The sequence below is a fragment of the Methanolobus sp. ZRKC2 genome (genome assembly GCF_045291185.1).
Lineage (GTDB): Archaea > Halobacteriota > Methanosarcinia > Methanosarcinales > Methanosarcinaceae > Methanolobus.
In genome coordinates this window covers 1,195,302-1,218,392 of sequence record NZ_CP146980.1, presented here as the reverse complement: position 1 = coordinate 1,218,392, position 23,091 = coordinate 1,195,302, and the positions used below count along the sequence as shown (strand labels likewise).

Here is a 23,091-nt window from a genome sequence, read left to right as displayed (position 1 = left end):
CTAACTAACATATAAAGTTGATGAAAGCACTATGGCAGCAATGAAGTATAAAATATGCTTTTTTGTTAACTACCAGCACTTTTCTTCTCTGAATATTTTTAAAAATAACTTTCCGCTTTTTATTTATCCTACAGTCTTCTGCGATAAAGCCGATAATATAATAAGAATCATTTAGCTTTTTGCGACTGATTGAGTTTTACCCTCATTCTGCTCTTTCAGCCGAATAATTGTCCAATAATATTCTCAAACCGGGATTTCAAATTCGAATAAGTATCTGATTTCTACGACAACATAGTTGAAGCTACATCTCAAGCAGCTACACGTAATCAAAAAGATCATAATGCAACTCCCGGAGTTCACACAAGGTTTATATGTGAACTTTTGCTAAACTACTAATGGATAATAAGTTATACATGATTAACTACGGGGGTAGTGACAGTATGGGGAAACATTTGAGAAGGTCAAACGACAACAAGATGATAGCAGGTGTCTGTGGTGGTATCGGTGAGTACATTGGTATTGACCCTGTTGTAATACGCTTACTATGGGCTGTTGGAACGCTAATCAGCTTTGGTGTAGGCGTCATAGTCTATTTACTTTCATGGATTATCATTCCTAAGGAGGAAGAAGCACCGGCTCCCCGGGAAGTACAGCGTCCTGAAGAAGAGAAAGATGAGAAAGAAGAGGAACAGTAAGGCTTGTCCTGAGCTCTGTTTTAGCTCGTTACATGTTTTTATCCGCCATTGCGTCTGCAGTACAAAATAATAAATAGCTAGTATACCTGGTTGTAGCAAAGATCGGTAGGTGTGTCCATATCCGATCAGGGGAAACAAAATGGTATCCAGTAGCTTTTCAGGACATATCATTCTTTTTATTATCCTGACATTTGTGATTTTGGCTGCTGGGTGTGCTACAGATAACAATAATGAATCTCCGGAAAATTCGGATGGCCTGGCAAATGAGTAGGATGGAAATACACAGTTAAATCATTCCGGGGTAGATGACATTATGATTACAAGTAATGCTTTTGAAGATGAGGGAAAGATACCGGTAAAATATACCTGTGATGGGCAGGATACAAGCCCTCCTCTGGAGTTTTGGGATATTCCTGAAGGAACACAAAGTCTGGCATTGATAGTTGTAGATCCGGATGCTCCTTCTGGTGACTTTTTCCATTGGATTGTTTGGAACATCACGCCTGGGCCAGGCATAGATGAAAACAGTGTACCTGGAGTAGAAGGCAGGAATAGTTTTGGTAAAATTTCATACAATGGCCCGTGTCCACCTTCTGGAACTCATAGATATTTCTTCAGGGTCTTTGCCCTTGACACCGAATTGAATCTGGAAAGCGGATCAAAGGTCGATGAGCTGGAAAAAGCTATGCAAGGTCATGTTCTCTCGGAAGGGCAATTGATGGGCAGATACGGGAGAGCTTAGTTACCTTGTTTCATTCTATCTGATTAAGAGGTAATTTTATGCCAGATGACTTGATCTCCGATGCAAAAGAAATTGTCTCAAATGCAATCTCGGGAGTCGATCCATACAACTGTATTCAAAAGTCTGTGAGAAAGGATGGCAATTTCCTGTATGTTGGTGAAAAACAGTTTGACCTTTCATCTTACGAAAACATCTATCTCATTGCCTTTGGGAAAGCTTCGGTTGCAATGTCACGCGCCCTTGAGGAAATATTAGGGGACAAACTTTCAGATGGTTGTGCAGTCACAAAATATGCATTTGTTGGTCCCTTAAAAACAGTGAAAGTAATGGAAGCAGGTCATCCTATTCCTGATGAAAATGGTGTGATTGCAGCAAAGCACATTAGTACCTTTCTCAGAAAAACAGGTCCCAAAGACCTTGTATTCTTCCTGATTTCCGGCGGGGGTTCGGCATTGATGACTCTCCCTCGAAAAAACATTTCTCTGTCTGATATTGTTCACCTGACCGATAAACTCATGCAAGTCGGTGCGACCATTGAAGAGATTAACGCAATAAGAAAACATCTTTCTGCAGTAAAAGGCGGGGGACTTGCAAAAATGGCCTATCCTTCGGAGTCAATAAGCCTTATTCTTTCCGATGTTGTGGGTGATCCACTTGATGTGATTGCATCAGGTCCCACGGTTCCCGATAGTTCCACATTTGATGATTTCCAGGAAATAGTGACACGATACAATTTGAACCTGTCTTCGGCAGTACAGGGTTTGCTGGAAGACGGGCTGGAGGGTGTAGTGGAAGATACTCCCAATCATGAAGATCCGATCTTCCAAAGATGTTACCATTACCTTGTGGGCAATAATTCCCTCTCCCTGCAGGAAGCAGGGAAAAGGGCAAATGAACTGGGATACAATACCTTGCTGCTTACTTCATCACTGACAGGCGAGGCTAGGGAAATTGCAAAGGTCTTTGCGTCTATTGCAAGGGAAGAAAGGAAAAATTCCGAACCACTACCACTTCCTGCTTGTATTCTTGCCGGTGGTGAGACAACTGTACTAATCAGGGGAAAAGGCCAGGGTGGCAGATGCCAGGAAATGGCGCTTTCCTTTGCAATTGAAGCACAAGGGCTGGAAGACATTCTTTTCTTACCTGCTGGAACGGATGGAAATGATGGTCCGACAGATGCGGCCGGAGCTTTTGCTGATGGCTATACTATTGAGAAAGGCAGAGACCTCCATATAGATGTAAGGGAGATGCTCCAGCAGAATAATTCATATGAGTATTTCAGAGAATTGGGAGATTTATTGATAACCGGTCCCACGGGCACGAATGTGATGGATGTATATATCCTGCTTGTCAAATGAGCCTGTTTAAATACATGACATTTTACACTTCGATGTCCACACTATAGACTTTCTCAGGGTTTTCCTTGTGAATCTTCCAGAATGGCTCTTCTCCAAATTCAGCCGCAAGCTTTAGGGTTCTTTTGGGTATTGTTTTTGGTCCGAGTACCGCCCCCGGTCTCTCGGGATCATCAATGTAATCTGTCTCCATCATGAAACGAGTACCCTGTTCAATTGCTTCTTCAATAGCTCCCTTGCCTGCAAGCACTCCGGGAAATATGCCCAGCCTTTCACACACGTTGACCAGAGGTGGAGCATAATGCTTGACAACTCTATCCAGCCTTATACCCGTCTTCTTAGCTCGTTCGGTTATGTCGATCAGTTCGGGTTCACCTACACTTTCAGTATGTAACTGAATGGCACAGTCCAGATCTGAAGCAAGTGTGAAAGCATATTCCATAACCTCATTGGAGGCATCCCACACTTCTTCGGAAACAGGGTAATGCGGTCTTCCACTTTTCAATCCGACAGCCAGTCCTCTTTCGACATAACCTGCAGCTATCTCCAATCCACCTTTCATGGTTTCAACAGCTTTTTTGAGATCCATATACTCTGTAAGCTTTGTTATCTCCGCAGGATGAACTCCCAGTACAGGGAAAGATGTGATTCCTGTCTCGTTGATTTGCTTTGAGATATCGATTGTTTCCTCAAAGACAGCTATATGGTCTTCAGGCTTTGTAACCCTGATACCAAGGGTCCAGCTCGGTTTCATTACCAGGAATATGTGGGTTCCTCCCGCATTCTGGAACTCCTTGACCGCTTTTAGCCCCTTTGCACGGGGATCAATGTGCATGTGTTCATCTGTGATGGGGAAACTGTGTGTCATATTAGCATTTATGCTCTTATTTTATCTAAAGCGATACGGTTTAATTCACGAAAACTGGCGAGTGATTATTTATAAATGATTATGATGTGAATACTTTTTCATGAATGTAGAATTATTCCTGAAGCACAGGGAAGTCAAGCTCAGCTTGCTATCACTGGTGGGCCAAATACTCATAATTTCTTTTGTCTCTGCAAGCCTGGTCTATGGGGATGTGTCCTCTGAAAGAGCTACCCTATTAATCATTGTTTTAATCAGCTTTATCTTTGTTTTTTTGGTTACTATCAGAAGACTTGTTTTACTGGCAAAATCAACTGATTCCCTCGGGAGCTAACCTCTTATCTGCGGGAAAATTTTGCCTGTTTCTCCTTCAGGTATGGCCTATATATATGATGTAGTCGTTAATAAAGCAATTTGCCCTTCATGATTATACAATTTATTGGAAAGTGAGAATATGAGTAAAGCAGCAGCAGTTATTAAAGGCTACGGAGTTGCCCCGGATCTTGTAGAGGCAATGCTCAAAGTAGCAAACGCTGCAAACAGCGAAGTGGAGTTCATCACATGTGATGCAGGAGCAACATGGTGGGAAGATAACGGGATGACTCACTTATCCCTGATGAGGCATGGGATCTCCTTGAAAGCTCAGACGCATGTTACAAGGAACCAACAACTACACCTGGTGTAGTTGGAGCTCCAAGAAGTATAGCAATATCTATCAGGCAGAAATACGACCTCTACGCAAACTTCAGGGATATATATAACGTGAAAAAAGTGTACGCTTAATTTTGAAGAAGTCCAAATTTTGTCCCCTCGCACAATACTTCGGGGATATAGTTAATACTGAAAAAAGGAACTCTTAAAAAATTATTTGTTTTCTGTCAAATTACATTTCGTTAAAAAACGTATTGATTTTGAGCAATATTAATTTACAGAGAAAAGGATTGACATGGCACAGAAATCGACAATCATTTATACGAAAACCGATGAAGCTCCGGCTTTGGCAACCAGTTCGTTCCTGCCTATTGTACAGGCTTATGTGAAAAACGCCGGAATCACTATGGAAACGAGGGATATCTCCCTGGCTGGAAGAATCATTGCCCAGTTTCCCGAAAGACTGACAGAGGACCAGAAGATTTCCGATGCCCTTTCCGAATTGGGAAAGATGGTCTTAACTCCGGAAGCCAACATTATCAAACTACCCAATATCAGCGCTTCAGTTCCCCAGATCAAAGCGACAGTCGCAGAACTCCAGGCTCAGGGATATGATCTGCCCGATTATCCCGAAGATCCTTCTAATGATGAAGAAAAGGCGATCAAAGCGAAATTCGATATTGCCAAGGGCAGTGCTGTTAACCCTGTATTGAGAGAAGGGAATTCTGACCGCAGAGTTCCTAAAGCTGTAAAAAATTATGCGAAAAAACATCCCCATTACATGGGAGAATGGAAGTCCGATTCCAAATCCCATGTAGCCAGCATGACCGGCGGAGATTTTTATGGCAGTGAGAAATCTGTTGAAATTGAAGAGGCTACCAATTTCAGAATTATCTTTACAGATGATGCTGGTAATAAAACACTATTAAAAGACAAAGCCTCTCTTCAGACTGGAGAAATCATTGATGCAGCTGTTATGAGCAAAAAAGCGCTTCAGGCATTTCTGGCTGAACAGATAGAAGATGCCAAGGCTCAAGATGTCTTATTCTCCGTTCATTTGAAAGCGACAATGATGAAAGTTTCTGACCCTATTATTTTCGGTCATGTTGTTAAGGTCTTCTTTAAAGAGATATTTGATAAATATGGTGATCTGCTTTCAGAATTTGGTGTAGATCCCAACCAGGGGCTTGGAGATCTCTATACAAAAATCCAGAATCTGCCTGAAGACAAACAGGCTGAAATCAAAGCAGATATAGAAGCTGTGTATGCTAAGAGACCGGCATTGGCTATGGTTAACTCCGATAAGGGAATTACCAATCTCCATGTTCCCAGCGATGTTATCATCGACGCTTCCATGCCTGCAGCAATCCGCTCATCAGGTGGCATGTGGGGACCAGACGGGAAACTGAAAGATATGAAAGCCATAATTCCAGACCGCTCTTATTCGGGAGTGTATCAGGAAACTATTGAGTTCTGTCAAAAACACGGTGCCTTTGATCCATCAAAAATGGGAAGCGTTTCCAATGTGGGGCTTATGGCGCAAAAAGCTGAAGAATATGGCTCACATGACAAGACCTTTGAGATGACTGGTACAGGAAAAGTCCAGGTTATCGATGACAACAATAATGTACTCATTGAACAGCCGGTAGAGGAAGGAGATATCTTCCGCATGTGTCAGGTGAAAGACGCACCCGTTCAGGACTGGATCAAACTGGCCGTGAGAAGAGCCAAAGCGACAGGCAATCCTGCAGTCTTCTGGCTCGATGAGAAAAGAGCTCACGATTCACAGCTCATTAAAAAAGTGAACAAATACTTGAAAGATCATGATACTGATGGCCTGGAACTATTGATCAAAGCTCCCGTTGAAGCGACCAGGTTTTCATTGGAGAGAATTAAAGAAGGCAAAGATACAATCTCTGTGACTGGAAATGTTTTGAGAGATTATCTGACAGACCTCTTTCCTATTTTGGAAGTAGGAACCAGTGCGAAAATGCTATCAATCGTTCCTCTAATGAATGGTGGTGGGCTTTTCGAGACAGGTGCCGGCGGTTCGGCACCCAAACACGTACAGCAATTTGAATCGGAAGGTCACCTGCGTTGGGATTCCCTGGGAGAATTCCTGGCCTTAGCTGTTTCTCTGGAGCATCTGGGCAACAGTTTTGACAATCCTAAAGCTCTGGTTTTAGCAGAAACATTGGATGAAGCGACAGAGCTGGTCCTGGAAAACAGAAAATCACCTTCCCGAAAAGTGAATGAGATTGATACCAGGGGATCTCATTTTTATCTGGCAATGTATTGGGCTCTGGCTCTGGCTGATCAGGAGAAAGATAGTGAATTAAAAGCGATTTTTGAACCTGTAGCTAAAGCTCTGATGGAAAATGAAGAGAAGATTGCCAATGAGTTGTTAGAAGCTCAGGGCAAAGCTATGGATATCAAAGGATACTATGCTCCAGATGAGGAGTTGAAATCCCATGCCATGAGACCTAGTGCGACTTTGAATGGGATTATCGATTCAATTTAATTTTATTGTGGAAACAAAAAGAAAGCCCCGGTTTCGGCCGGGGTTTTTTAGTATCTAAATAATCAATGTGATTAGGGAGCTAAGGCTTTCGCTTCTGCTTAGGTTGGAAAGACAGATGCGTCTTCTATCATACCATTAAACTAAGTATTACCGGGTGGATATAAATTCATTATTTAGTAAAAATATATAGTCTCCGATACTGTAGGCTAATATCGAGAAATGTGGCTTCTACAAAAGTATCAGATAAAAATAAATGAGTGATGGCGGAAGTTCCCGCCATGAGATATTGCTACGCTTTTTAGCCAGCAGTCTCTGGAAAAAAGATATCACTAATTTGATCCGTCTACGGTATCATGCATACGTGGCTTAATCCCGGTCGTACTGGTTCCTGCATTGGTCTCCCGATTCTCGCCATCTTCGTCACGATGCATGTCCTTTCTGACCATTGGATTGAACATGAAGTATTTTTTGACATAGCCGAGTATTTCTTCATCGGAGATGCATGAAACCCTTTTGTCTTCGTTGTAGAGCTTCTGGATATCGGATTGGATGGAACGAAGACGCTTGTCATTCTTTTCCACTTCTATGTTTACGTCCATCAGCTCATTGAGAGTCTCCTGCACTTTGAATCTTAAAACCTCGATACCGGATGAATCTCCAACCAGGAAGTTCCTTTTTCCACCTACTGTCTCAGGTGGGTAGGGCTCATAGGTAAAGGGGTTCTTGATAACGCCTGCAGTGTGGATTCCTGACTCATGGGCAAATACATTGTTACCCACAACAGACTTATTCCTTGGTATTCTGATGCCGATCTCCTTTTCCATAAATCTGGAGAACTCCGCAATGCAATCAAGATTATATTTGTCGAATCCTTCAACACGCCTTTTCAGGAACAGAAGCAATTTTTCCATCTCCGCGTTGCCTGATCTCTCTCCGATCCCCAGGAAAGTTACGTTTGACCAGTCGGCTCCATGCCAGTACCCTGCAAGGGAATTGGGAACCGCAAGACCAAAATCGTCGTGGCAATGAGTTTCGATGTGCTTCACATTCAGCTCTTCTTTCAGATGCCTTACAATAGTCGGTATTCCATATGGCTCATCTACACGTGTGAAAGGTACTCCGTAACCTATAGTGTCACATATGCGTATTGTACAGTCGGGATCGATGTCAATTATTTTCTTGATGAGCGGGAAGACAAAATTATAGTTGTCAGCACGGGTCATGTCCTCGATATGTGCTCTTGTCCTCAGGCCGTGGTCTACAGCATATTGTAGTGCATTGAGATATTTCTCTTCCGCTGCCTCCCGGCTTGGAAGTCCCATCTTATCAAAGATGTGTGGATCGGATACGGACATCAGAACTCCTGTCTCTTCAATTCCGTCGATGTCCAGAACCATATCTATATCTGCAGGATTTGCACGAGCCCAGCCTGTGATCTCCGGGAACTCATATCCCATGTCCTGCATGGTCTTAATGGCTTTTCTGTCCCTTTCATTGTAGACAAATGATTCCAGTTTTTCAATGCCTATTCTGTGCAGATATTCATATATCTTCACTTTGTGATGGGTTCTCACAACGATTCCTGGCATTTGAGAGCCATCACGTATAGTACTGTCACTGATAGACACTTCCTGCCCATATGGCAATCTGATTTTCGGAAGGTCATCGTAGTCCCTGTATGTTTTCATTCTGTTCCTCCTTTAGAGCAAGCTTTCCGATATTCCCGGTATACTTACTATCTCTAGAAATGGCAGGATGATCTTTTTCCATCCGGATAACGAGCGTTCCAACTCCGGGCAAACGTGCGTTATTAAGTAACTAGCAGATTCTATAACATGATCTAATCCTTAAAATGCTTTTCTTTTATCTTCTTTCAATCCTGAAAACTGTAATAAGGATAAACTAACCCTAAATCTTAATACCTTTAAGGATTACATGATGATTATGTGGAGTGTACTGCTCAAAAAGTTTGAAAAACATCCGGCACAACAAAAAGTCCTGAGACTTTTGTTCGAGCGCGGTTTCCAGGTGAATGATGAAGGAAAGGTTATATCAGGTGCAATTGAAATTGCTCATACCCAGCTTGCAAAGGAAGCGGGTGTTGACCGACGGGTTGTAGATTCAACAACAGAGGCGATACTTTCCGATGAGTTGTTAAGGAAGATATTCCAGAATGTAAAGTCAGTTCCTTTCTTGCGTGATGTTGCTCCGTTGCTTGGTCTCGGTGTAATCATAATTACGCCTGATGATGCTGTCCATAAAGGGATTATTTCCGAAGTATCTGCTGTTATAGCATGTCATAATATCAGCATCAGGCAGGCAGTTTCAGATGATCCCTTCTTTATAACGGAACCCCGCCTGACAATAGTCACTGACACAAAAGTCCCAGGCAGCATTGTTGAAGAACTCCTTGAACTTGAATCTGTCAGAGGTGTGAGCATTTACTAGGAATTCTAGAGCACAGCTTTTGCAAAGGCTTTGAATACCCCGAACAAGTGCCTTGAATTAGAGGGACTTAGCAGCTTTTTTATGACGATTGAGGGATGGTCCATGTCTCCATAGGTAGTAATAGTGTCAAGTATGGGTGGCTTGTTCATTGAAGCAATGAGTTCATCCATCTCGCTATCTCCCAGTCCTCCCATAAAGCTATGAATCTTCATACCCATGGTGAGTTCCTTTCCAATTTTTGCTCTCCACCTGCGGTCATACTCGGAAAGTCGTTGCGCTGAATTGTCCTCTTCAAGCGCAGCCCTGGCAGCAACCTCGCCTGCTATCTTAGCACATGCAGCACCGGTATATATACCTCCACCTGACGTTGGCTTAACTTGTCCTGCAGCATCTCCTACAATCAGCGTACCTTCTGAATAGGTTTTTTCCAGAGGGCCGAGAGGGATTCCTCCGATTACAAGGTCAACCTGTCCTCCTCCGTACCGTGAACTAATGTGAGAATTGCTCTTAAGCATTCTTTCAAGATGTAAAGAGACATTTTCATCATTATTGTAGTCGACAGCCATACCTATGCGGGAAACTTTTTCATCGATGGGAACTGTCCATCCGAAGAATCCGGGAGCTTGCGAGCCAACAAATAGTTCCACAAAGTCCTTGTCCGGGGAATTATAAGGAGCTTCTATCTGTATTCCCGGGAGTGTCTTCTTCACTCCTCCAAGGCCTGCCATCTTTGCTATACGGCTACGAACCCCATCAGCACCAATCACGACTTTTGAGGTGATATCTTTGATGTCACCATTTTCAATGACCGATAATTTCTGAACACCCTCTCTGTTCTGAAGATCAATTGCTCTGGTATTTATTTTCAGTTTCACATCACTGTCAACTGCCATTGCTGCCAGGGTCCTGTCGAAATTCTTCCTTGAGACTACATACGCTTTTGTTTTTTTTCCATCTACGGGGAGGCAGGCTCCGTTCATTGAGTGCACAAAAGCCCCACGTACCTTGTTCAGGACAAAATTATCAGAAGGGTGTACATCGCATTCGGATACTGCCCTTGTGCTTAAAAGACCCGTGCAACTCACAGGTGAGCCTATAGATGCATGGTCTTCTATCATCAATACATTTGCACCGCTCTTTGCAGCATATCTTGCAGCTGTAGAGCCAACAGGTCCGGCTCCTACAACAATAACGTCATAATCTGTGTTCTTCATTCTTCCCATCCCGTATAAGCTTCAGTACGTCACTGAAATTTTCGAGTACATGATCAGGTTTTTCTTCGATAAGTTCCCGGCCCGTTTCCGGGTTACGGTCACCATAGATTGCATACGCTGCTATCATTCCCAGTTGTTTTGAAGGTATAATGTCCCTTTTCAGGCTGTCGCCTACAAAAAGTGTTTCATGAGGCAGAAGTCTCATGGATTCAAGAGCATATGTGAATGTCCTGTGAGAAGGCTTTTTCCATCCTGTGATGTCAAATGTGAAGAGGGAATCAAAACAATCGTAAAGGCCTACCTTTTCAAGTCTTGCTTTTGCATTTCTCATTTCCGCATCTGTCAGGATAGCCAGGTTAATGTCCATTGACTGAAGTTCCTTGATTGTGTTTCTGACACCAGGATATAGTTTTACGGAGCGTACCTTTTCTTTTTCATATATATTGCAGCACTCAAGGAAGCTCTTTTCAGAGAAAAGGCCACAATCTTTCATGTAGTCACTGATGTTTTCAATATTCTCGAAGCCATGTTCTCCTCTGCGGAAATATCTGAAAAGCTCATAAGCGTCCCCTTTTCCCAGATATCCTACAATAGCTGAACAGGCAAATATCTTTGCTTCAACAAAGTCGAAGAGGGTGTTATCCATATCAAAGATAATACCTTTAATTTTGTTGTTATCGTTAACTGGCCCAGACTGCTTTATGAACATCCCCTCCCTCTGTTTTCAATTAATAGTTTTTGGGTGTATACTTAATAAATTCGTTGCTTTTAGGACCTAAACAGCAATATTTTTATATAGCTTTTTTATATATTATAACTATGAATATTTCCAATGAGGAAATTTTCTATCTGGAGGGATAAATTGGTTACAGGAACAAACCCAAATACAAACGAGAGCAAAAAAACAGATTCTGGAGGACTAATGTCTTATGGGGGATCTAATAATGAATACGAAAAGGAAGGTTTCTATTCTGCCTGCGGACAGGCTTTCATACGAGTATCTCCGATAAAAAAGAATTAGTTTTATTCACAAACAATTTGACGTGCTCTTGAAGCTGTATTCCAGGGAGAAAAAGCTTTAAGAATATTCCATTTTCTTTTGCCAATCTTCTGCTTTTATACTATTCTATCTCCTTATATAAGGTGATAAAAGGTTTGGTTATATACGAATAAACCATACTTTTACTTGTACACATCTTGACAACCTCAACCAACTAACTTTTTACAAAGGGTGTGTACTGACCACTGAAGCACCTGTTTAAGGTGCTTCAAAAACTGTGGTATGCAGCAGTAAGATATTTGGAAGCCATCCCCCCGGCTTTGTGCAGTTTAACCTTTAGTAGTTCAGACTTTCGGACCTGTCTTTATAGTACTGGAAAAGTTCTTCTCCCCATTCAATAGCTTTAGATTCGGAACTTAAGATAATACGGTTAGTGTATCTGCCGTTTTTATCCAGCAGGGAAAAGGACATGAACAGATCACTTACTGTGATACTCACAGGTTTTACATCCTGTTTACAGATTGAAATATGTGAGCTACCTTCTTCTAAAAGTATCTCTATTTCCTTCTCATATTCCCTTTTCAGTGACTGGGAAAGTGGATTTTCATTGCATGGTTCGGTAATCTCTGAATGAATATCTTCTTTAAGCAGATTGTATACCTCTTCTGTCATTATGACCTTCACATCAACACCTTGTTCCAGAAAGCTGGAATATGGGAGGAGATATGAAGGGTGGTATATGGAAATGAAAGTCGATATTCGGCTCGAACCATCAATCCTCTTGAGCATTTCTTCTTCTTGCTCGAAAATACTCGGAAGGTTCGGTTCCAGAATTTCACATGTTCCCAGTTCTCCTATCCTGAAGAGAAGTTCTTTAGGTATGGGACTGAGATCGTGGTCGGTCCAGTAATCCATGTTCTTTTCATGTACACTAAGACTCATCAGGAGTTTTTCCATGTTCTCAACTATGGCTTCTCCTGTTGGTGTAAGGGCATACTTGTCCCCTTCATAGATTATCAAGTTCCACTCAAGCAATTTTTTTACCTGAGGTATCATGGATTTCCAAGGAAAATCAAAGTAATCTTTTATTTCTTCTTTTGTTTTTGATCCTTCCTTTAAGAATAATAAAAGATTCTTCCTTTTCTCTGAAAGAAATATCGTGTCAAGTAAGGAAGACCTCGTTCTAACCCCCCACACATATTTAGTCGTGCATGCATATAAAGCATTGCAAAATGGTTTTTTAATTTCACCCTTCATTCGGGATAGTAAAATAAATTCTTAGAAGACCTTCACAAAGTCTATATCCTCAGAGACACCTTTCTTCTTTCACATTTTGCTCATGTACGCTGGATTGGAAGCGTTGTACGGACCTGCCGGGAATTGAACCCGGGTTCTAAGCTCCGGAGGCTCAAGTGATATCCTCTACACTACAGGTCCCTTCAAAAACCGTGGTATGCAGCATTTCATAACACTTTCATGAAAGATAAACCTGATGCATAGTAGCACTTTTTGCAATAGGATGCTATTTGTATAATTTGAATCTTCCCGGATAAGTGAATTTCAGGAGATAGGGTGGGGGCATTTTTGAAAGACGAGCAGTTTTATTTAAGGAGGTGTGATCCATATTCAGGAAAGCCCCGCACCGAAGACTCCTACAACTTTTCCCTAAATAAACTGTTGGCAAATACTTGCTATAGATTGTCAGAAGATATTTAGGTTCTATAGTTCCTGGGATTTTGATATCTAAAAGATAGCGTTTCCTCTCTCGCAGGTTTTAAATATCAGATATATCTATTAAGAATATTCACAATTGTGAATTATTGCCAGGATGGCGGAGCGGCTACGCAATCGCCTGCAGAGCGATTCTATCCCGGTTCGAATCCGGGTCCTGGCTTAACCTAACCATAATGATTCTTATATTACTGTAAGGCGTTGAATTCATGAAAGTCACATTGCATTCCGGAAAAATAGAAGAACTGGAAATCGAGTCCCTGACAGTTGAAGAACTTCTACGGACTCTTGGAATCAGCCAAAGTGAAGTACTTGTGACAATAGCAGGGGAAATAGTGCCTGAAGATCGTGTTCTCAGCAACGAGGATGAAGTTCGTATAATCCATGTTGTTTTTGGTGGATGAGACCTTCATTCTTTGATTTATTCTTTACAATTGTCCTTGTTCTTTTTCAAGGTAGCCGGCATCTTCAGAAGGCATATCCGATACACGTTTTCCTCCCGAATAAATGTTCATTTTCTTTCCTCTCACAAAACCAATAATGGTAAGGCCTCTGGCCTTTGCTATCTCTACTGCAAGCGTTGTAGTCGCACCTCTTGAAACAATAACAGGTATGTTTGCCACAAGGCATTTACGAACCATTTCTGAGGAAATACGTCCCGAACATATAGCATAGGTCTTTGAAAGGTCGATATCCTTTTCCAGGGCATGTCCTATCACCCGATCGAGTGCATTATGCCGGCCGATATCCTCCACAACAGTGATTCTACCTTCTGTGTCATACAAACCTACTACGTGTATGCCTCCTGTCCTGATGTGGAGTTCAGAGTCAAGTGCTTCCTTTAAGGAATTTCTGATTTTTTCAGCATTGAGGTTCAGGTCCGAATCTATTTCCGGAAGTTTCTCCGTATCAAGGAACGACATACTTCCACCACAGCCACTCAGGACTGTCTTTTGCGAAGTAAGTATTTTGAAAGGATTTGTTGTGAGAACGCTTGCAGTGTTCTTCTCGAAGCGAATTGATTCTATCTCTTCAATATCTTTGATAATGCGCTCGGTATAGAGAAAACCAATAATAAATTCCCTGAGCATAACAGGACTTGTCATGGCTGTAAGGGCATGTCGTCCGTTGACACTGACAGCAAGTGGCATTTCCTCTATTACCGGATGCATATCCTGTGAGAAGGACTCTCCTTCTGCTTTTACACATGGTAATTCCCTGAACATCTCATAATCTCCGGGTTATCTCTTTAATGGTATCCAGAAGGAGGTCTATCTCTTCTTCCGTGTTGTAAAGGTAGATACTTGCACGTACCGTTCCGTGGGGAAGTTCCAGGTAGTCCATCAGGGGCTGGCAACAGTGTTCTCCTGATCTTGTGATTATACCTGATGCTTCATCAAGTATATGTGAAACTTCATGCGGATGCATACCTTCTATGTTGAAGGAAACAACGCCTATTCTCTCATCCTCTTCCACGGGACCGTAAACTTGCACCTTTTCAATATCTTCAAGCCCATTAATTAATCGTTCAGCAAGTTCTTTCTCATGCCTCTCAATATTTTTCAGTCCCACTTTTGTCAGGTAGTCAACAGCGTGTCCAAGTCCGATCATTCCGGAAACATGAGGTGTTCCCGCTTCGTAGCGTTCGTAGCCTTCGGAAAGGGTATAAGTATCAAGGGATACTTTTTCGATGGCTCCACCTCCTAGAAGCAGGGGATCAATATCAGCTTCTTTCATCCAGAGTATTCCCGTACCCGTGGGCCCGAGCATCTTGTGTCCGGAGAAACAAAAATAGTCACAACCTATGTCCTTTACATTCACGGATATGTGCGGGGCTGATTGTGCTCCATCAATAAGCAGTTTGGCTCCGTGTTCCTGGCATAATGATGCTATTTCCTTTACCTCAAGGATATTCCCGAGTGCATTGGATGCGTGCGTAATAGCTACAAGTCTGGTATCCTCGTCGATTACAGCTTCAAAGGCATTGATGTCTATAGCGCCATCATAAAAAGGCTCAACAACGGATACATCTACTCCTTTTTTCCGCAGGTGAATCCAGGGCAGGAAGTTTGAATGATGCTCTAGAACAGTGGTTACAATATTGTCTCCATGTTGCCAGTTGAGTCCGTAGGCAATTGTATTGACAGCCTCGGTAGTATTCTTGGTAAGCACGGTGGTACCATCTTCTCCACCAATGAACTCTGCCACTTTCCTATGGGCATCCCAGTATTTTTGAGTTGCAAAGGCGGTCAGTCTATGGACTCCTCTGCCTACGTTTGATCTGTAGTGTCGCTCAAACTCGTTCATTGCACAGATCACAGGTTCAGGGGAAAGGCTTGTTGCAGCGTTGTCAAGATAGGCAACATCATTGAGGAGTGGAAAGTCTCGTCTTATACTATCGATATCCATTGAGTTTCCCATCTCCAACAAAGAACAGTACGAAATCAGCTCTTACTTTTGCCGCCCAAACACTTCTGGTCTTCTTCACGCATCTGTACGCATATCTGGCATATACGGGCAGAAAGGTCATCAACGCGTTTCTCTTTCATGTCCAGCGCCAGAAGATGTATGGATTCTTTGACATCGTCTTCGAATACGATCCTGTAACCTCTCTTCTTGGAAAGATACTGTGATACTGCTGAGGGTGCCATATCCAGCTCTTTTGCAATATCCTGCTGATTCAGGCCACAGTTAACAAGTTCTTCCGCAATTGCCGCTCTTATGGCTGGCAGTACATCCCAGACTATCATCTGGCAGGGTAATTTCATAATATCTACTCTTGTTCTGATTTTAAATATCTGTTTTTCGTGTCTAATTCACGATTGCGAATTAATTCTGTATCCTAAAGTACCTTTCGCAATGTTCTTTGTACGGTTTGTTTCCTATGTCTGGCATAATTCTTATATAGACATAACTGCTAAACAATAAATTCACAATTGTGAATCCAAATAAATTAGAGATTATCATCTACATGCGAAGTGAAATGCCAAAATACAGAAAATGAGGTTTGAGATAAATTTCATCAGGAAAGGACAAAGAGGTATTTATTTTGAATATTAGAGTTCAAAAAACATTTGAAGCACTTTTTGCTTTGGAAGACATCCGTGAAATGTTGCGAAGTACTTTACCGGATGGTAGTGACCAAGTGGAAAGCAGAGAGTTCAATGAACAGATTAACAGGATTAAAAATATAATCACTGATTTAGAAGCAGGCACTGGCTCTCCTAATGTTGGCAAAATTGCCGGGACATTGCCTGTACGCAGCCGTGAAGAAGAATACATTAACATACAGCCGATTCAGGCTGCAGGGAGACTGACTCCTGAAGCACGCAAAGCTCTCATAGCTTATGGTGACGGATATTCTGCCTGTGACAGTTGCCGCAAACCTTTCCGCCTGGATAAAATTTCAAAGCCTCCAATCGCTGATTTCCACACAGACCTTGCACAATTCCTGAATATGGATACAGCTCGTGTTGTCCCGGGTGCAAGAAGAGGTTTTCAGGCTGTAACTTCCAGTCTGGTAGAACCTGGTGATTCGGTAGTTGTATCTTCACTTGCCCATTATACGGAATTCCTGGCAGTAGAAGCTGCGGGTGGAATAGTAAAAGAAGTTCCAAAGGGCCTGGATAATATTATTAAACCGGACGATGTTGCTGAAAAGATCGAAGCTGTAACTAAGGATACCGGGAAAGCTCCCAAGCTTGTGATGATAGATCATTTTGATTACCAATTTGCCAACGAGCATGATGTGCGTGGTATCGCCAAAGTTGCACATCAATATGATATTCCTTTGCTGTATAATGGAGCATACACAGTCGGAGTAATGCCTGTTAACGGTAAGAAACTGGGTGCTGATTTTGTGATTGGCTCCGGACACAAGAGTATGGCATCTCCTGCTCCTTCCGGTGTGCTTGCGACTACCGATGAATGGGCTGATGTTGTGTTCAGAACTACGAGCATGGTCGGTGATCTTACAGGACGTAAGTTTGGTGTAAAGGAAGTTGAGATGCTCGGATGTACTCTGATGGGCTCTACCCTGATGGCAATGATGGCTTCTTTCCCTGCTGTTAAAGAGCGCACTCTCCACTGGGAGGATGAGATCCGGAAATCTAATTTCCTCATGGAGAAGCTCCTGTCCATCGAGGGCAGCGAGGTTCTGTCCGAATACCCGCGAAAACACACTCTTTCGAAAGTTGATACTACCGGAAGTTTTGATGTTGTGGCTGGTACTCACAAAAGGAAAGGTTTCTTCTTCTCTGACGAGCTCTCAAAAAGAGGTATTGTAGGAGAATTTGCAGGTGCAACACGCGCCTGGAAGCTGAATACCTATGGTCTTTCCTGGGAGAAGGTCCGATACCTCGGGGATTCACTTCAGGAAATCGCGGAAAAATATGAATTGAAAGTCAACCGCCAAGGTTGACCAACCCGGATGACAGGATCAGGTTTTTCTGTCTTGAGGTGGAAATGAAAAGCATGTTAAGTGAGCAGGAGCTTGAACGTTATTCCCGGCAGATAATGCTCTTTGGTGAAGAGGGACAAAAGTGCCTGAAAAATGCCAGGGTTTTAATTGCCGGTGCAGGTGGCCTGGGATGTCCGATAGCATTGTATCTGGCTGTTGCAGGTGTAGGATATTTGAGACTGGTTGACAAGGATGTGATCGACCGCTCAAATCTCAACAGGCAGGTGCTTCACTGGGAACCGGACATCGGAAAAGAAAAAGTCACTTCAGTTGAAGAAAAACTTCGTTCTATCAATCCTGATATTGATGTCGAGATTTTTACCCGGACCATAGATGAGTCAAATGTCTCAGAATTCACGGAGAATGTGGATGTGATAGTAGATGCAATGGATAACTATGCTACACGCTATCTTCTTAATAAACAGGCACAAGAGAGAGGTATTGCGCTTATCCATGGAGCTGTCCGGGGCTTTGACGGACAGGCGACGACCATAATCCCGGGTAAAACTGCATGTCTGAATTGTTTTTTTCCTTCCGCACCTCCGAATGAAGTATTTCCTATTGTAGGTGTGACAGCCGGAATAATCGCAATGGTACAGGCGAACGAAGTGATTAAGTATCTGGTGGGAACCGGTGAAATGCTTACTGGCAGGCTGCTTATATGGAATGGTCTTTCTGCTGAAATGGAATATTTACGTTTTAATAAAAGATGTGACTGTGAAGTTTGTGGCACGCCTCAAGACAATAAATGAGGTTTAAAGCTCATTTTAAGGACAACAATCTCCCGGTTCAACGAACTTCAAGCATCCGTGTTATGGCCTTGCGTGCCCTGTCTGCAATTTCCTCCGGGACAATTATCTGTGGAGTAAGGCTTTCCAGGGAAGCGTGCACTTTTACAAGATCTGTTTTTTTCATGGTAGTGCAAATAGCCTGTGAGGAAAGTGGATAGCATATTTTTTCAGGACAATCCTTTTTCATCCTGTGAAGGATACCTATTTCTGTTCCGATTATGAACTCTTTGCCGGGACTCGAACATACACGTTTTATCATCCCTGAGGTCGAGTACACGCCGTCTGCCAGGTCAATAACTTCGGCCCTGCATTCCGGGTGAACAAGCACTTCTGCTTCAGGATGCAGTGAGCGAGCTTCTTTTACGTCATCAGTTGTCATTCTATCATGTACAAAACAGAATCCTTCCCAGGGAAGTACTTCTTTGCTGGTGAATCTGGCAACATAAGCTCCGAGGTTTCTATCCGGCACGAAGATAATCCTGTCTTCGTCCAATGACTCCACAACTTTTACTGCATTTGAAGAAGTGCAGCAGATATCACTTTCTGCTTTAACCTCTGCACTGGTGTTTACATAACAAACGACTGCTGCATCAGGAAATCTTTCTTTCAATACTTTCAGTTCTCCGGCAGTTATCATCTCTGCCATGGGACAATTAGCTTCAGCTGCCGGCAGCAGAACTGTCTTGTCTGGGGAGAGGATGGCTGCTGTTTCAGCCATAAAATCTACACCACAGAAAACGATAACATCATTGTCAAGGGTTGCAGCTTTTCTTGCAAGTTCCAATGAGTCTCCTATGAAATCGGCTATATCCTGTACTTCCGGTATCTGGTAGTTGTGGGCGAGGATGATGGCATCCTTTTCTTTTTTGAGCCTGTCAATCTCTTCTATAAGTGAATGAGGGTCAAGTGTTTCCTTGCTGGTAAGGTTCATGAATTATACCTTTGTCAGAGATATCTTTCTTTTTTATACTTAAATATCCAACTGACAAATATGTTCATCACAATTGTGAATCAATTATGTTAAGTGTACTGATCCATATTTATAGATTTTGTGATAGGTGCAGACAGTACATTCAAATCTAGAAATTAAAATGCGTTAATCACTTGCTGCCCGACCAATAGCTTTCAAAAGTTCTATCATGATGCCAAGTCCTTTCTGGAAATCTTCATCCTGTATTTCCCTGACCAAACCGCCGACTCCTATCTTTGGTGGGTCCAGAAGAGCTTTATCAAGCTGGGGGTCCTGCAATCCTCTCTCCATGACATCGACAAGATCAGTACTGATCATTGCGTTAATCATTTTGAAATAGACCGATGCAATTTCAGCTATACCGTGTGCAGTCTGATCGTTCATGTAGTCCTGTAGCATTCGTGATGTTCTTATCAGGTCCAGTAAAGCTTCAACATCTGAAGGTGTAATTTCGATTCCCGATATCTGACTGGTGGTAATATCTTCTGTCATGCCTCTCCCTCCTCAGAATAATCCTTTAACACTGGCATCCCAGTGTATATGATAATACATACGATACAGATACCAGCCTATTTCGGTGGTCTTGAAAGGTGCAGGAGGTACTCCGTATTTCCATGTGGCAATATAGCCTTTCCCTGGTGTGGTTTGGGTTTCCATATCAGTTACTATCGGACAACCTGTTTCACCTTCATAGTGTGTCTTCATACCGTTTCCATAAACATCGTTGATCAGGTTCTGACTCACCGCCAGTGCCTGGTAATGTGCTCCGATTCCTGTTTTGAGAATTTGGGCCGGTCCAAGATCTCCCAGGACATATACATTATCAAAGTTACCCGCAGGCCCTCTGTACTGAAGTGTGGTTTCGTTTGCTGACAGCCATCCCTTTTCATCTGTAAGACCGGAATCTATCAATGGTTGGGGAGCTTTATGAGGGGGGATAGTGATTAATAAGTCGTAATTGGCTATTTCACCATTTTTTGAGGTCAACATTTTTGCAGTAGCATCGATGCTGGAGAGCTGGAAGTTTCTGATGACTTCTACATTCTTTTCTTTAAATTGTTCACTTACCATTTTATTGAACTCAGGAGGTCCTATGGGTTCCATGGGCCAGAACAGGGTCAATTGCACATCATCCCTGTTCTTTTTTACATTACGAAGATAACTATCGAGCATGAAAGTGAATTTTATAGGTGCACCGGGGCAGGGAACAGGCATGGAGGCAACTGATATTGCAACTCTTCCTCCATTGATTTTTCTTATGATATCCCGTACCTTGAAAGCATCCTCCAAAGATGTATAAAACGTATTAAGGTCATCTGTAAGCCCCGGAACAGCATCGACATCGGCTCTGCAACCCATTGCAACGACGAGGTGTTCATAACTGTACTTTTTACCACTCCTGACAGTTACTTCTTTATTTTGGAGATCTACTGAGGTAACCTCGCCATTCTTTCCATAGAAGGCTTTCACTCTGGGACTTATGAGTTTCTTCCGTGATCTTGTGATATCTTCAGGTGTATAAAGATCAAAAGGGATGAAGGTAAAACCGCCCTGATTAATACTCGTATCACTTTTGTCGAGAATTGTTATCTTCAGTTCTTCTCTTGCAATTCTATTCCTGAATTCCCTGGCTAGGATATTTGCTACAACCGAACCGGCATAGCCTGCTCCTAATATCAGTATTCGCTCTTTCACACATATCTCCCCAGAGTTTACTGAGTTTTCACTTGATATATTAGTTGCGTTACTGATGTATTTTGGCAGTTGTATTGAGAATGAAGGTGTATATATAATTTGTATATTTTAGCAGTTTAGTAATGTGAACGGTCTTTGTAAAAAGTACAAAGACTACCGTCCTTGTTGAAAAATTCAAAAGAATATTTGGGGTGTTACAGAATGTTCTGTAACGTTTAAGGAGTATAGTTATTGTGAACAATAACTATAGCGTTTTTAGTTCTGTAATACGATCTCAATGTTTATGTCCTTTGGGACTTGAATACGCATGAGCTGCCTGAGTGCACGTTCGTCGGCTGCAATATCGATGAGCCTCTTGTGTACACGCATTTCCCAGTGATCCCATGTTGCGGTTCCGTCACCACTTGGACTCTTACGGACAGGTACTACCATCTTTTTAGTTGGTAGGGGAACTGGTCCTGAGATACTTACACCTGTTCTGTCTGCAATGGCTTTCACCTGTTCGCAGACTCCATCCAGGTTTACCGGACTGATCCCTGATAATCTTATTCTTGCTTTCTGTGACATGTTTGTCTCCTAAAAAAAGGAAAAGTTGAGTGTCTTATTTCTGTGTGACACTCATGCACATGCCAGCTGCAATGGTCATACCCATATCACGGATAGCGAATCTTCCAAGTTGTGGGATTTCCTTTACTGGCTCGATTACCATTGGCCTTGTTGGCTTTACGGTAATGATTGCTGCATCTCCTGCCTTGATGAAGGTTGGGTTCTCTTCCTTGACCTGACCTGACTTTGGATCAAGCTTCTTGTTGAGTGCCATAACTGTACATGCGGTCTGGGTTGTGTGGCAGTGGAATACAGGTGTGTATCCTGCTGTGATCGCGGATGGGTGCTGGAGCACTACGATCTGGGCGGTGAACTCATCAGCAACTGATGGTGGGTTCGCAGCCGGGCCACAGACGTCACCTCTTCTGACATCGTTCTTTCCGACACCACGTACGTTCCAACCGATGTTGTCACCAGGTACTGCTTCAGGAACTTCTTCGTGGTGCATCTCGATTGACTTTACTTCTCCGGTAACGCCACTTGGATTAAAGGTCACATCTTCACCTTTCTTCATGATACCAGTCTCTACCCTACCTACTGGTACGGTTCCGATACCTGAAATGGTGTATGCGTCCTGTACTGGGATACGGAGTGGAAGCTTGTCTGGCTTTTCTGGTTCCTTGAGGTCGTTAAGGCATTCAAGAAGTGATGGGCCTTTGTACCATGGTGTATTCTCGCTTGACTTTGTGATGTTGTCACCTTCGAATGCGGATGTTGGGACAAATGGAATTTCGTCTGCCTTGAATCCGACCATACCGAGAAGCTGGCTTACATCTTTCTTGACTTCGTTGTATCTTTCTTCGCTGTAGTCAGCTGCATCCATCTTGTTAACAGCAATGATGAGCTGGTTGATACCGAGTGTCCTTGAAAGGAACACGTGCTCTCTTGTCTGAGCCATTACACCATCAGGTGCTGCTACGACAAGAACAGCTGCATCTGCCTGGGAAGCACCGGTGATCATGTTCTTTACGAAGTCACGGTGACCTGGGCAGTCTACTACTGTAAAGTAGTATTTGTCGGTATCGAATCTCTTGTGGGAGATATCGATGGTTACTCCTCTCTCACGCTCTTCCTTGAGGGAGTCCATTACCCATGCGAAAGCGAAGGATTCTTTTCCTTTCTCTTTTGCTTCTGCCTTGTATTTCTCGATAAGGTGAGCAGGTACTGCACCTGTTTCGAACATCAATCTTCCGACAAAAGTTGATTTGCCGTGGTCAACATGACCGATAACTGCTAAGTTCATGTGTGGTTTCTCAGCTGCCATTTTCATATCTCCTACTTTTAATTATAAATTATCAATTTGATTTGACCTAATAGTTGTTTTCACGTTTAAACCTTTCTGAAGAAA

General features: G+C 42.7%; 24 protein-coding genes, 2 tRNA genes and 1 pseudogene. 13 read left to right on the top strand and 14 right to left on the bottom strand.

Annotated elements, in window-relative coordinates; translation table 11 throughout:
• Positions 1-395 precede the first annotated feature (395 nt).
• From V7O62_RS05685 to V7O62_RS05670, 4 genes are all read left to right on the top strand, one after another.
• Complete coding sequence (locus V7O62_RS05685; RefSeq protein WP_406658040.1) at positions 396-695, top strand: PspC domain-containing protein; 300 nt, start codon at positions 396-398, stop codon at positions 693-695.
• Between the two features lie 139 nt (positions 696-834).
• Entirely contained in the window at positions 835-966 is a 132-nt protein-coding gene (locus V7O62_RS05680; RefSeq protein ID WP_406658039.1) for a hypothetical protein, read from the top strand.
• 42 nt (positions 967-1,008) lie between these two features.
• The gene (locus V7O62_RS05675) at positions 1,009-1,437 is read left to right on the top strand and encodes a YbhB/YbcL family Raf kinase inhibitor-like protein (RefSeq protein ID WP_406658038.1); all 429 of its coding nucleotides are present in this window, start codon (positions 1,009-1,011) and stop codon (positions 1,435-1,437) included.
• 38 nt (positions 1,438-1,475) lie between these two features.
• The gene (locus V7O62_RS05670; RefSeq protein ID WP_406658037.1) at positions 1,476-2,795 is read left to right on the top strand and encodes a glycerate kinase; all 1,320 of its coding nucleotides are present in this window, start codon (positions 1,476-1,478) and stop codon (positions 2,793-2,795) included.
• A 22-nt stretch (positions 2,796-2,817) separates the two neighbouring features.
• On the opposite strand, the gene V7O62_RS05665 is transcribed toward V7O62_RS05670, so the two are convergent.
• Positions 2,818-3,660, bottom strand: coding sequence for a TatD family hydrolase (locus V7O62_RS05665; RefSeq protein WP_406658036.1), 843 nt, complete (start codon positions 3,658-3,660; stop codon positions 2,818-2,820).
• A gap of 100 nt (positions 3,661-3,760) precedes the next feature.
• Between V7O62_RS05665 and V7O62_RS05660 the strand changes: the two genes are divergently transcribed.
• The 3 genes and pseudogenes from V7O62_RS05660 (at position 3,761) to V7O62_RS05650 (ending at position 6,829) form a co-directional block, all read left to right on the top strand.
• Complete coding sequence (locus V7O62_RS05660; RefSeq protein WP_406658035.1) at positions 3,761-3,991, top strand: hypothetical protein; 231 nt, start codon at positions 3,761-3,763, stop codon at positions 3,989-3,991.
• 120 nt (positions 3,992-4,111) lie between these two features.
• Positions 4,112-4,413 (top strand): annotated as a pseudogene (locus V7O62_RS05655) (isocitrate/isopropylmalate family dehydrogenase); the annotation flags it as partial.
• Between the two features lie 190 nt (positions 4,414-4,603).
• Positions 4,604-6,829 carry an NADP-dependent isocitrate dehydrogenase gene (locus V7O62_RS05650; RefSeq protein ID WP_406658034.1) on the top strand — a complete coding sequence of 742 codons (2,226 nt, stop codon included), beginning with the start codon at positions 4,604-4,606 and terminating at the stop codon, positions 6,827-6,829.
• Positions 6,830-7,158: 329 nt separating this feature from the next.
• On the opposite strand, the gene V7O62_RS05645 is transcribed toward V7O62_RS05650, so the two are convergent.
• Positions 7,159-8,517: an isopropylmalate synthase gene (locus V7O62_RS05645; protein WP_406658033.1), complete on the bottom strand. Its 1,359-nt coding sequence runs from the start codon at positions 8,515-8,517 to the stop codon at positions 7,159-7,161.
• Between the two features lie 256 nt (positions 8,518-8,773).
• On the opposite strand from V7O62_RS05645, the gene V7O62_RS05640 reads away from it, so the two are divergent.
• A complete protein-coding gene (locus V7O62_RS05640) occupies positions 8,774-9,277 on the top strand; it encodes an amino acid-binding protein (protein ID WP_406658256.1) in 504 nt (167 codons plus the stop codon).
• Between the two features lie 5 nt (positions 9,278-9,282).
• Here the strand turns inward: V7O62_RS05640 and V7O62_RS05635 are convergent, their stop codons facing one another.
• A complete protein-coding gene (locus V7O62_RS05635; protein WP_406658032.1) occupies positions 9,283-10,491 on the bottom strand; it encodes an NAD(P)/FAD-dependent oxidoreductase in 1,209 nt (402 codons plus the stop codon).
• On the bottom strand, positions 10,472-11,200 hold the full coding sequence (locus V7O62_RS05630; RefSeq protein ID WP_406658031.1) for an HAD family hydrolase: 729 nt from the start codon (positions 11,198-11,200) through the stop codon (positions 10,472-10,474). Before V7O62_RS05630 ends, V7O62_RS05635 begins: the two co-directional genes overlap by 20 nt.
• A 153-nt stretch (positions 11,201-11,353) precedes the next feature.
• On the opposite strand from V7O62_RS05630, the gene V7O62_RS05625 reads away from it, so the two are divergent.
• Positions 11,354-11,512 carry a hypothetical protein gene (locus V7O62_RS05625; RefSeq protein ID WP_406658030.1) on the top strand — a complete coding sequence of 53 codons (159 nt, stop codon included), beginning with the start codon at positions 11,354-11,356 and terminating at the stop codon, positions 11,510-11,512.
• Positions 11,513-11,827: 315 nt separating this feature from the next.
• Here V7O62_RS05625 and V7O62_RS05620 read toward each other — a convergent pair whose 3' ends face one another.
• Positions 11,828-12,547 carry a helix-turn-helix transcriptional regulator gene (locus V7O62_RS05620; protein WP_406658029.1) on the bottom strand — a complete coding sequence of 240 codons (720 nt, stop codon included), beginning with the start codon at positions 12,545-12,547 and terminating at the stop codon, positions 11,828-11,830.
• 309 nt (positions 12,548-12,856) lie between these two features.
• Positions 12,857-12,928: transfer RNA gene (locus tag V7O62_RS05615), tRNA-Arg, on the bottom strand.
• 385 nt (positions 12,929-13,313) lie between these two features.
• Between V7O62_RS05615 and V7O62_RS05610 the strand changes: the two genes are divergently transcribed.
• Together V7O62_RS05610 and V7O62_RS05605 are read left to right on the top strand one after the other, a co-directional pair.
• Positions 13,314-13,385 (top strand) — tRNA-Cys (locus V7O62_RS05610).
• 46 nt (positions 13,386-13,431) lie between these two features.
• Entirely contained in the window at positions 13,432-13,626 is a 195-nt protein-coding gene (locus V7O62_RS05605; RefSeq protein WP_406658028.1) for a MoaD/ThiS family protein, read from the top strand.
• Positions 13,627-13,650: 24 nt separating this feature from the next.
• On the opposite strand, the gene fdhD is transcribed toward V7O62_RS05605, so the two are convergent.
• Genes fdhD through V7O62_RS05590 form a run of 3 tightly spaced genes read right to left on the bottom strand, consistent with a single transcriptional unit; the run spans position 13,651 to position 15,990 of the window.
• Complete coding sequence (gene fdhD, locus V7O62_RS05600; protein ID WP_406658027.1) at positions 13,651-14,448, bottom strand: formate dehydrogenase accessory sulfurtransferase FdhD; 798 nt, start codon at positions 14,446-14,448, stop codon at positions 13,651-13,653.
• Between the two features lies 1 nt (position 14,449).
• Positions 14,450-15,631, bottom strand: coding sequence for an aminotransferase class V-fold PLP-dependent enzyme (locus V7O62_RS05595; RefSeq protein WP_406658025.1), 1,182 nt, complete (start codon positions 15,629-15,631; stop codon positions 14,450-14,452).
• A gap of 35 nt (positions 15,632-15,666) precedes the next feature.
• Positions 15,667-15,990 carry a transcriptional regulator gene (locus V7O62_RS05590; RefSeq protein ID WP_406658024.1) on the bottom strand — a complete coding sequence of 108 codons (324 nt, stop codon included), beginning with the start codon at positions 15,988-15,990 and terminating at the stop codon, positions 15,667-15,669.
• A 281-nt stretch (positions 15,991-16,271) separates the two neighbouring features.
• Between V7O62_RS05590 and pscS the strand changes: the two genes are divergently transcribed.
• On the top strand, positions 16,272-17,642 hold the full coding sequence (pscS, locus tag V7O62_RS05585) for an O-phospho-L-seryl-tRNA:Cys-tRNA synthase (RefSeq protein ID WP_406658023.1): 1,371 nt from the start codon (positions 16,272-16,274) through the stop codon (positions 17,640-17,642).
• 44 nt (positions 17,643-17,686) lie between these two features.
• Positions 17,687-18,433, top strand: a complete 747-nt coding sequence (locus V7O62_RS05580) for a HesA/MoeB/ThiF family protein (RefSeq protein WP_406658022.1) — start codon at positions 17,687-17,689, stop codon at positions 18,431-18,433.
• A gap of 37 nt (positions 18,434-18,470) precedes the next feature.
• Here V7O62_RS05580 and nadA read toward each other — a convergent pair whose 3' ends face one another.
• The 5 genes from nadA to tuf all read right to left on the bottom strand — a co-directional run bounded on the left by nadA (position 18,471) and on the right by tuf (position 23,007).
• Positions 18,471-19,403 (bottom strand): quinolinate synthase NadA, encoded by a 933-nt coding sequence (gene nadA, locus V7O62_RS05575; protein WP_406658021.1) that lies wholly within the window; start codon positions 19,401-19,403, stop codon positions 18,471-18,473.
• A 165-nt stretch (positions 19,404-19,568) separates the two neighbouring features.
• Positions 19,569-19,934 carry a DUF1641 domain-containing protein gene (locus tag V7O62_RS05570; RefSeq protein WP_406658020.1) on the bottom strand — a complete coding sequence of 122 codons (366 nt, stop codon included), beginning with the start codon at positions 19,932-19,934 and terminating at the stop codon, positions 19,569-19,571.
• A gap of 12 nt (positions 19,935-19,946) precedes the next feature.
• Complete coding sequence (locus V7O62_RS05565) at positions 19,947-21,137, bottom strand: NAD(P)/FAD-dependent oxidoreductase (RefSeq protein ID WP_406658019.1); 1,191 nt, start codon at positions 21,135-21,137, stop codon at positions 19,947-19,949.
• A 255-nt stretch (positions 21,138-21,392) separates the two neighbouring features.
• Positions 21,393-21,704 carry a 30S ribosomal protein S10 gene (gene rpsJ, locus V7O62_RS05560; protein ID WP_176964439.1) on the bottom strand — a complete coding sequence of 104 codons (312 nt, stop codon included), beginning with the start codon at positions 21,702-21,704 and terminating at the stop codon, positions 21,393-21,395.
• Between the two features lie 34 nt (positions 21,705-21,738).
• A complete protein-coding gene (tuf, locus tag V7O62_RS05555; protein WP_406658018.1) occupies positions 21,739-23,007 on the bottom strand; it encodes a translation elongation factor EF-1 subunit alpha in 1,269 nt (422 codons plus the stop codon).
• Positions 23,008-23,091 lie beyond the last annotated feature (84 nt).

What these genes read in the sequence shown, in the direction of transcription:
- V7O62_RS05640 (WP_406658256.1), top strand. Translation starts at nt 8,774, where the DNA reads ATGTGGAGTGTACTGCTCAAAAAGTTTGAAAAACATCCGGCACAACAA.
- V7O62_RS05660 (WP_406658035.1), top strand. Translation starts at nt 3,761, where the DNA reads ATGAATGTAGAATTATTCCTGAAGCACAGGGAAGTCAAGCTCAGCTTG.
- V7O62_RS05595 (WP_406658025.1), bottom strand. Translation starts at nt 15,631, where the DNA reads ATGGATATCGATAGTATAAGACGAGACTTTCCACTCCTCAATGATGTT.
- V7O62_RS05570 (WP_406658020.1), bottom strand. Translation starts at nt 19,934, where the DNA reads ATGACAGAAGATATTACCACCAGTCAGATATCGGGAATCGAAATTACA.
- V7O62_RS05635 (WP_406658032.1), bottom strand. Translation starts at nt 10,491, where the DNA reads ATGAAGAACACAGATTATGACGTTATTGTTGTAGGAGCCGGACCTGTT.
- V7O62_RS05665 (WP_406658036.1), bottom strand. Translation starts at nt 3,660, where the DNA reads ATGACACACAGTTTCCCCATCACAGATGAACACATGCACATTGATCCC.
- V7O62_RS05580 (WP_406658022.1), top strand. Translation starts at nt 17,687, where the DNA reads ATGAAAAGCATGTTAAGTGAGCAGGAGCTTGAACGTTATTCCCGGCAG.
- V7O62_RS05675 (WP_406658038.1), top strand. Translation starts at nt 1,009, where the DNA reads ATGATTACAAGTAATGCTTTTGAAGATGAGGGAAAGATACCGGTAAAA.
- V7O62_RS05645 (WP_406658033.1), bottom strand. Translation starts at nt 8,517, where the DNA reads ATGAAAACATACAGGGACTACGATGACCTTCCGAAAATCAGATTGCCA.
- V7O62_RS05650 (WP_406658034.1), top strand. Translation starts at nt 4,604, where the DNA reads ATGGCACAGAAATCGACAATCATTTATACGAAAACCGATGAAGCTCCG.
- V7O62_RS05630 (WP_406658031.1), bottom strand. Translation starts at nt 11,200, where the DNA reads ATGTTCATAAAGCAGTCTGGGCCAGTTAACGATAACAACAAAATTAAA.
- V7O62_RS05680 (WP_406658039.1), top strand. Translation starts at nt 835, where the DNA reads ATGGTATCCAGTAGCTTTTCAGGACATATCATTCTTTTTATTATCCTG.
- V7O62_RS05620 (WP_406658029.1), bottom strand. Translation starts at nt 12,547, where the DNA reads ATGATACCTCAGGTAAAAAAATTGCTTGAGTGGAACTTGATAATCTAT.
- V7O62_RS05590 (WP_406658024.1), bottom strand. Translation starts at nt 15,990, where the DNA reads ATGAAATTACCCTGCCAGATGATAGTCTGGGATGTACTGCCAGCCATA.
- tuf (WP_406658018.1), bottom strand. Translation starts at nt 23,007, where the DNA reads ATGGCAGCTGAGAAACCACACATGAACTTAGCAGTTATCGGTCATGTT.
- fdhD (WP_406658027.1), bottom strand. Translation starts at nt 14,448, where the DNA reads ATGTTCAGGGAATTACCATGTGTAAAAGCAGAAGGAGAGTCCTTCTCA.
- nadA (WP_406658021.1), bottom strand. Translation starts at nt 19,403, where the DNA reads ATGAACCTTACCAGCAAGGAAACACTTGACCCTCATTCACTTATAGAA.
- V7O62_RS05605 (WP_406658028.1), top strand. Translation starts at nt 13,432, where the DNA reads ATGAAAGTCACATTGCATTCCGGAAAAATAGAAGAACTGGAAATCGAG.
- rpsJ (WP_176964439.1), bottom strand. Translation starts at nt 21,704, where the DNA reads ATGTCACAGAAAGCAAGAATAAGATTATCAGGGATCAGTCCGGTAAAC.
- V7O62_RS05670 (WP_406658037.1), top strand. Translation starts at nt 1,476, where the DNA reads ATGCCAGATGACTTGATCTCCGATGCAAAAGAAATTGTCTCAAATGCA.
- V7O62_RS05685 (WP_406658040.1), top strand. Translation starts at nt 396, where the DNA reads ATGGATAATAAGTTATACATGATTAACTACGGGGGTAGTGACAGTATG.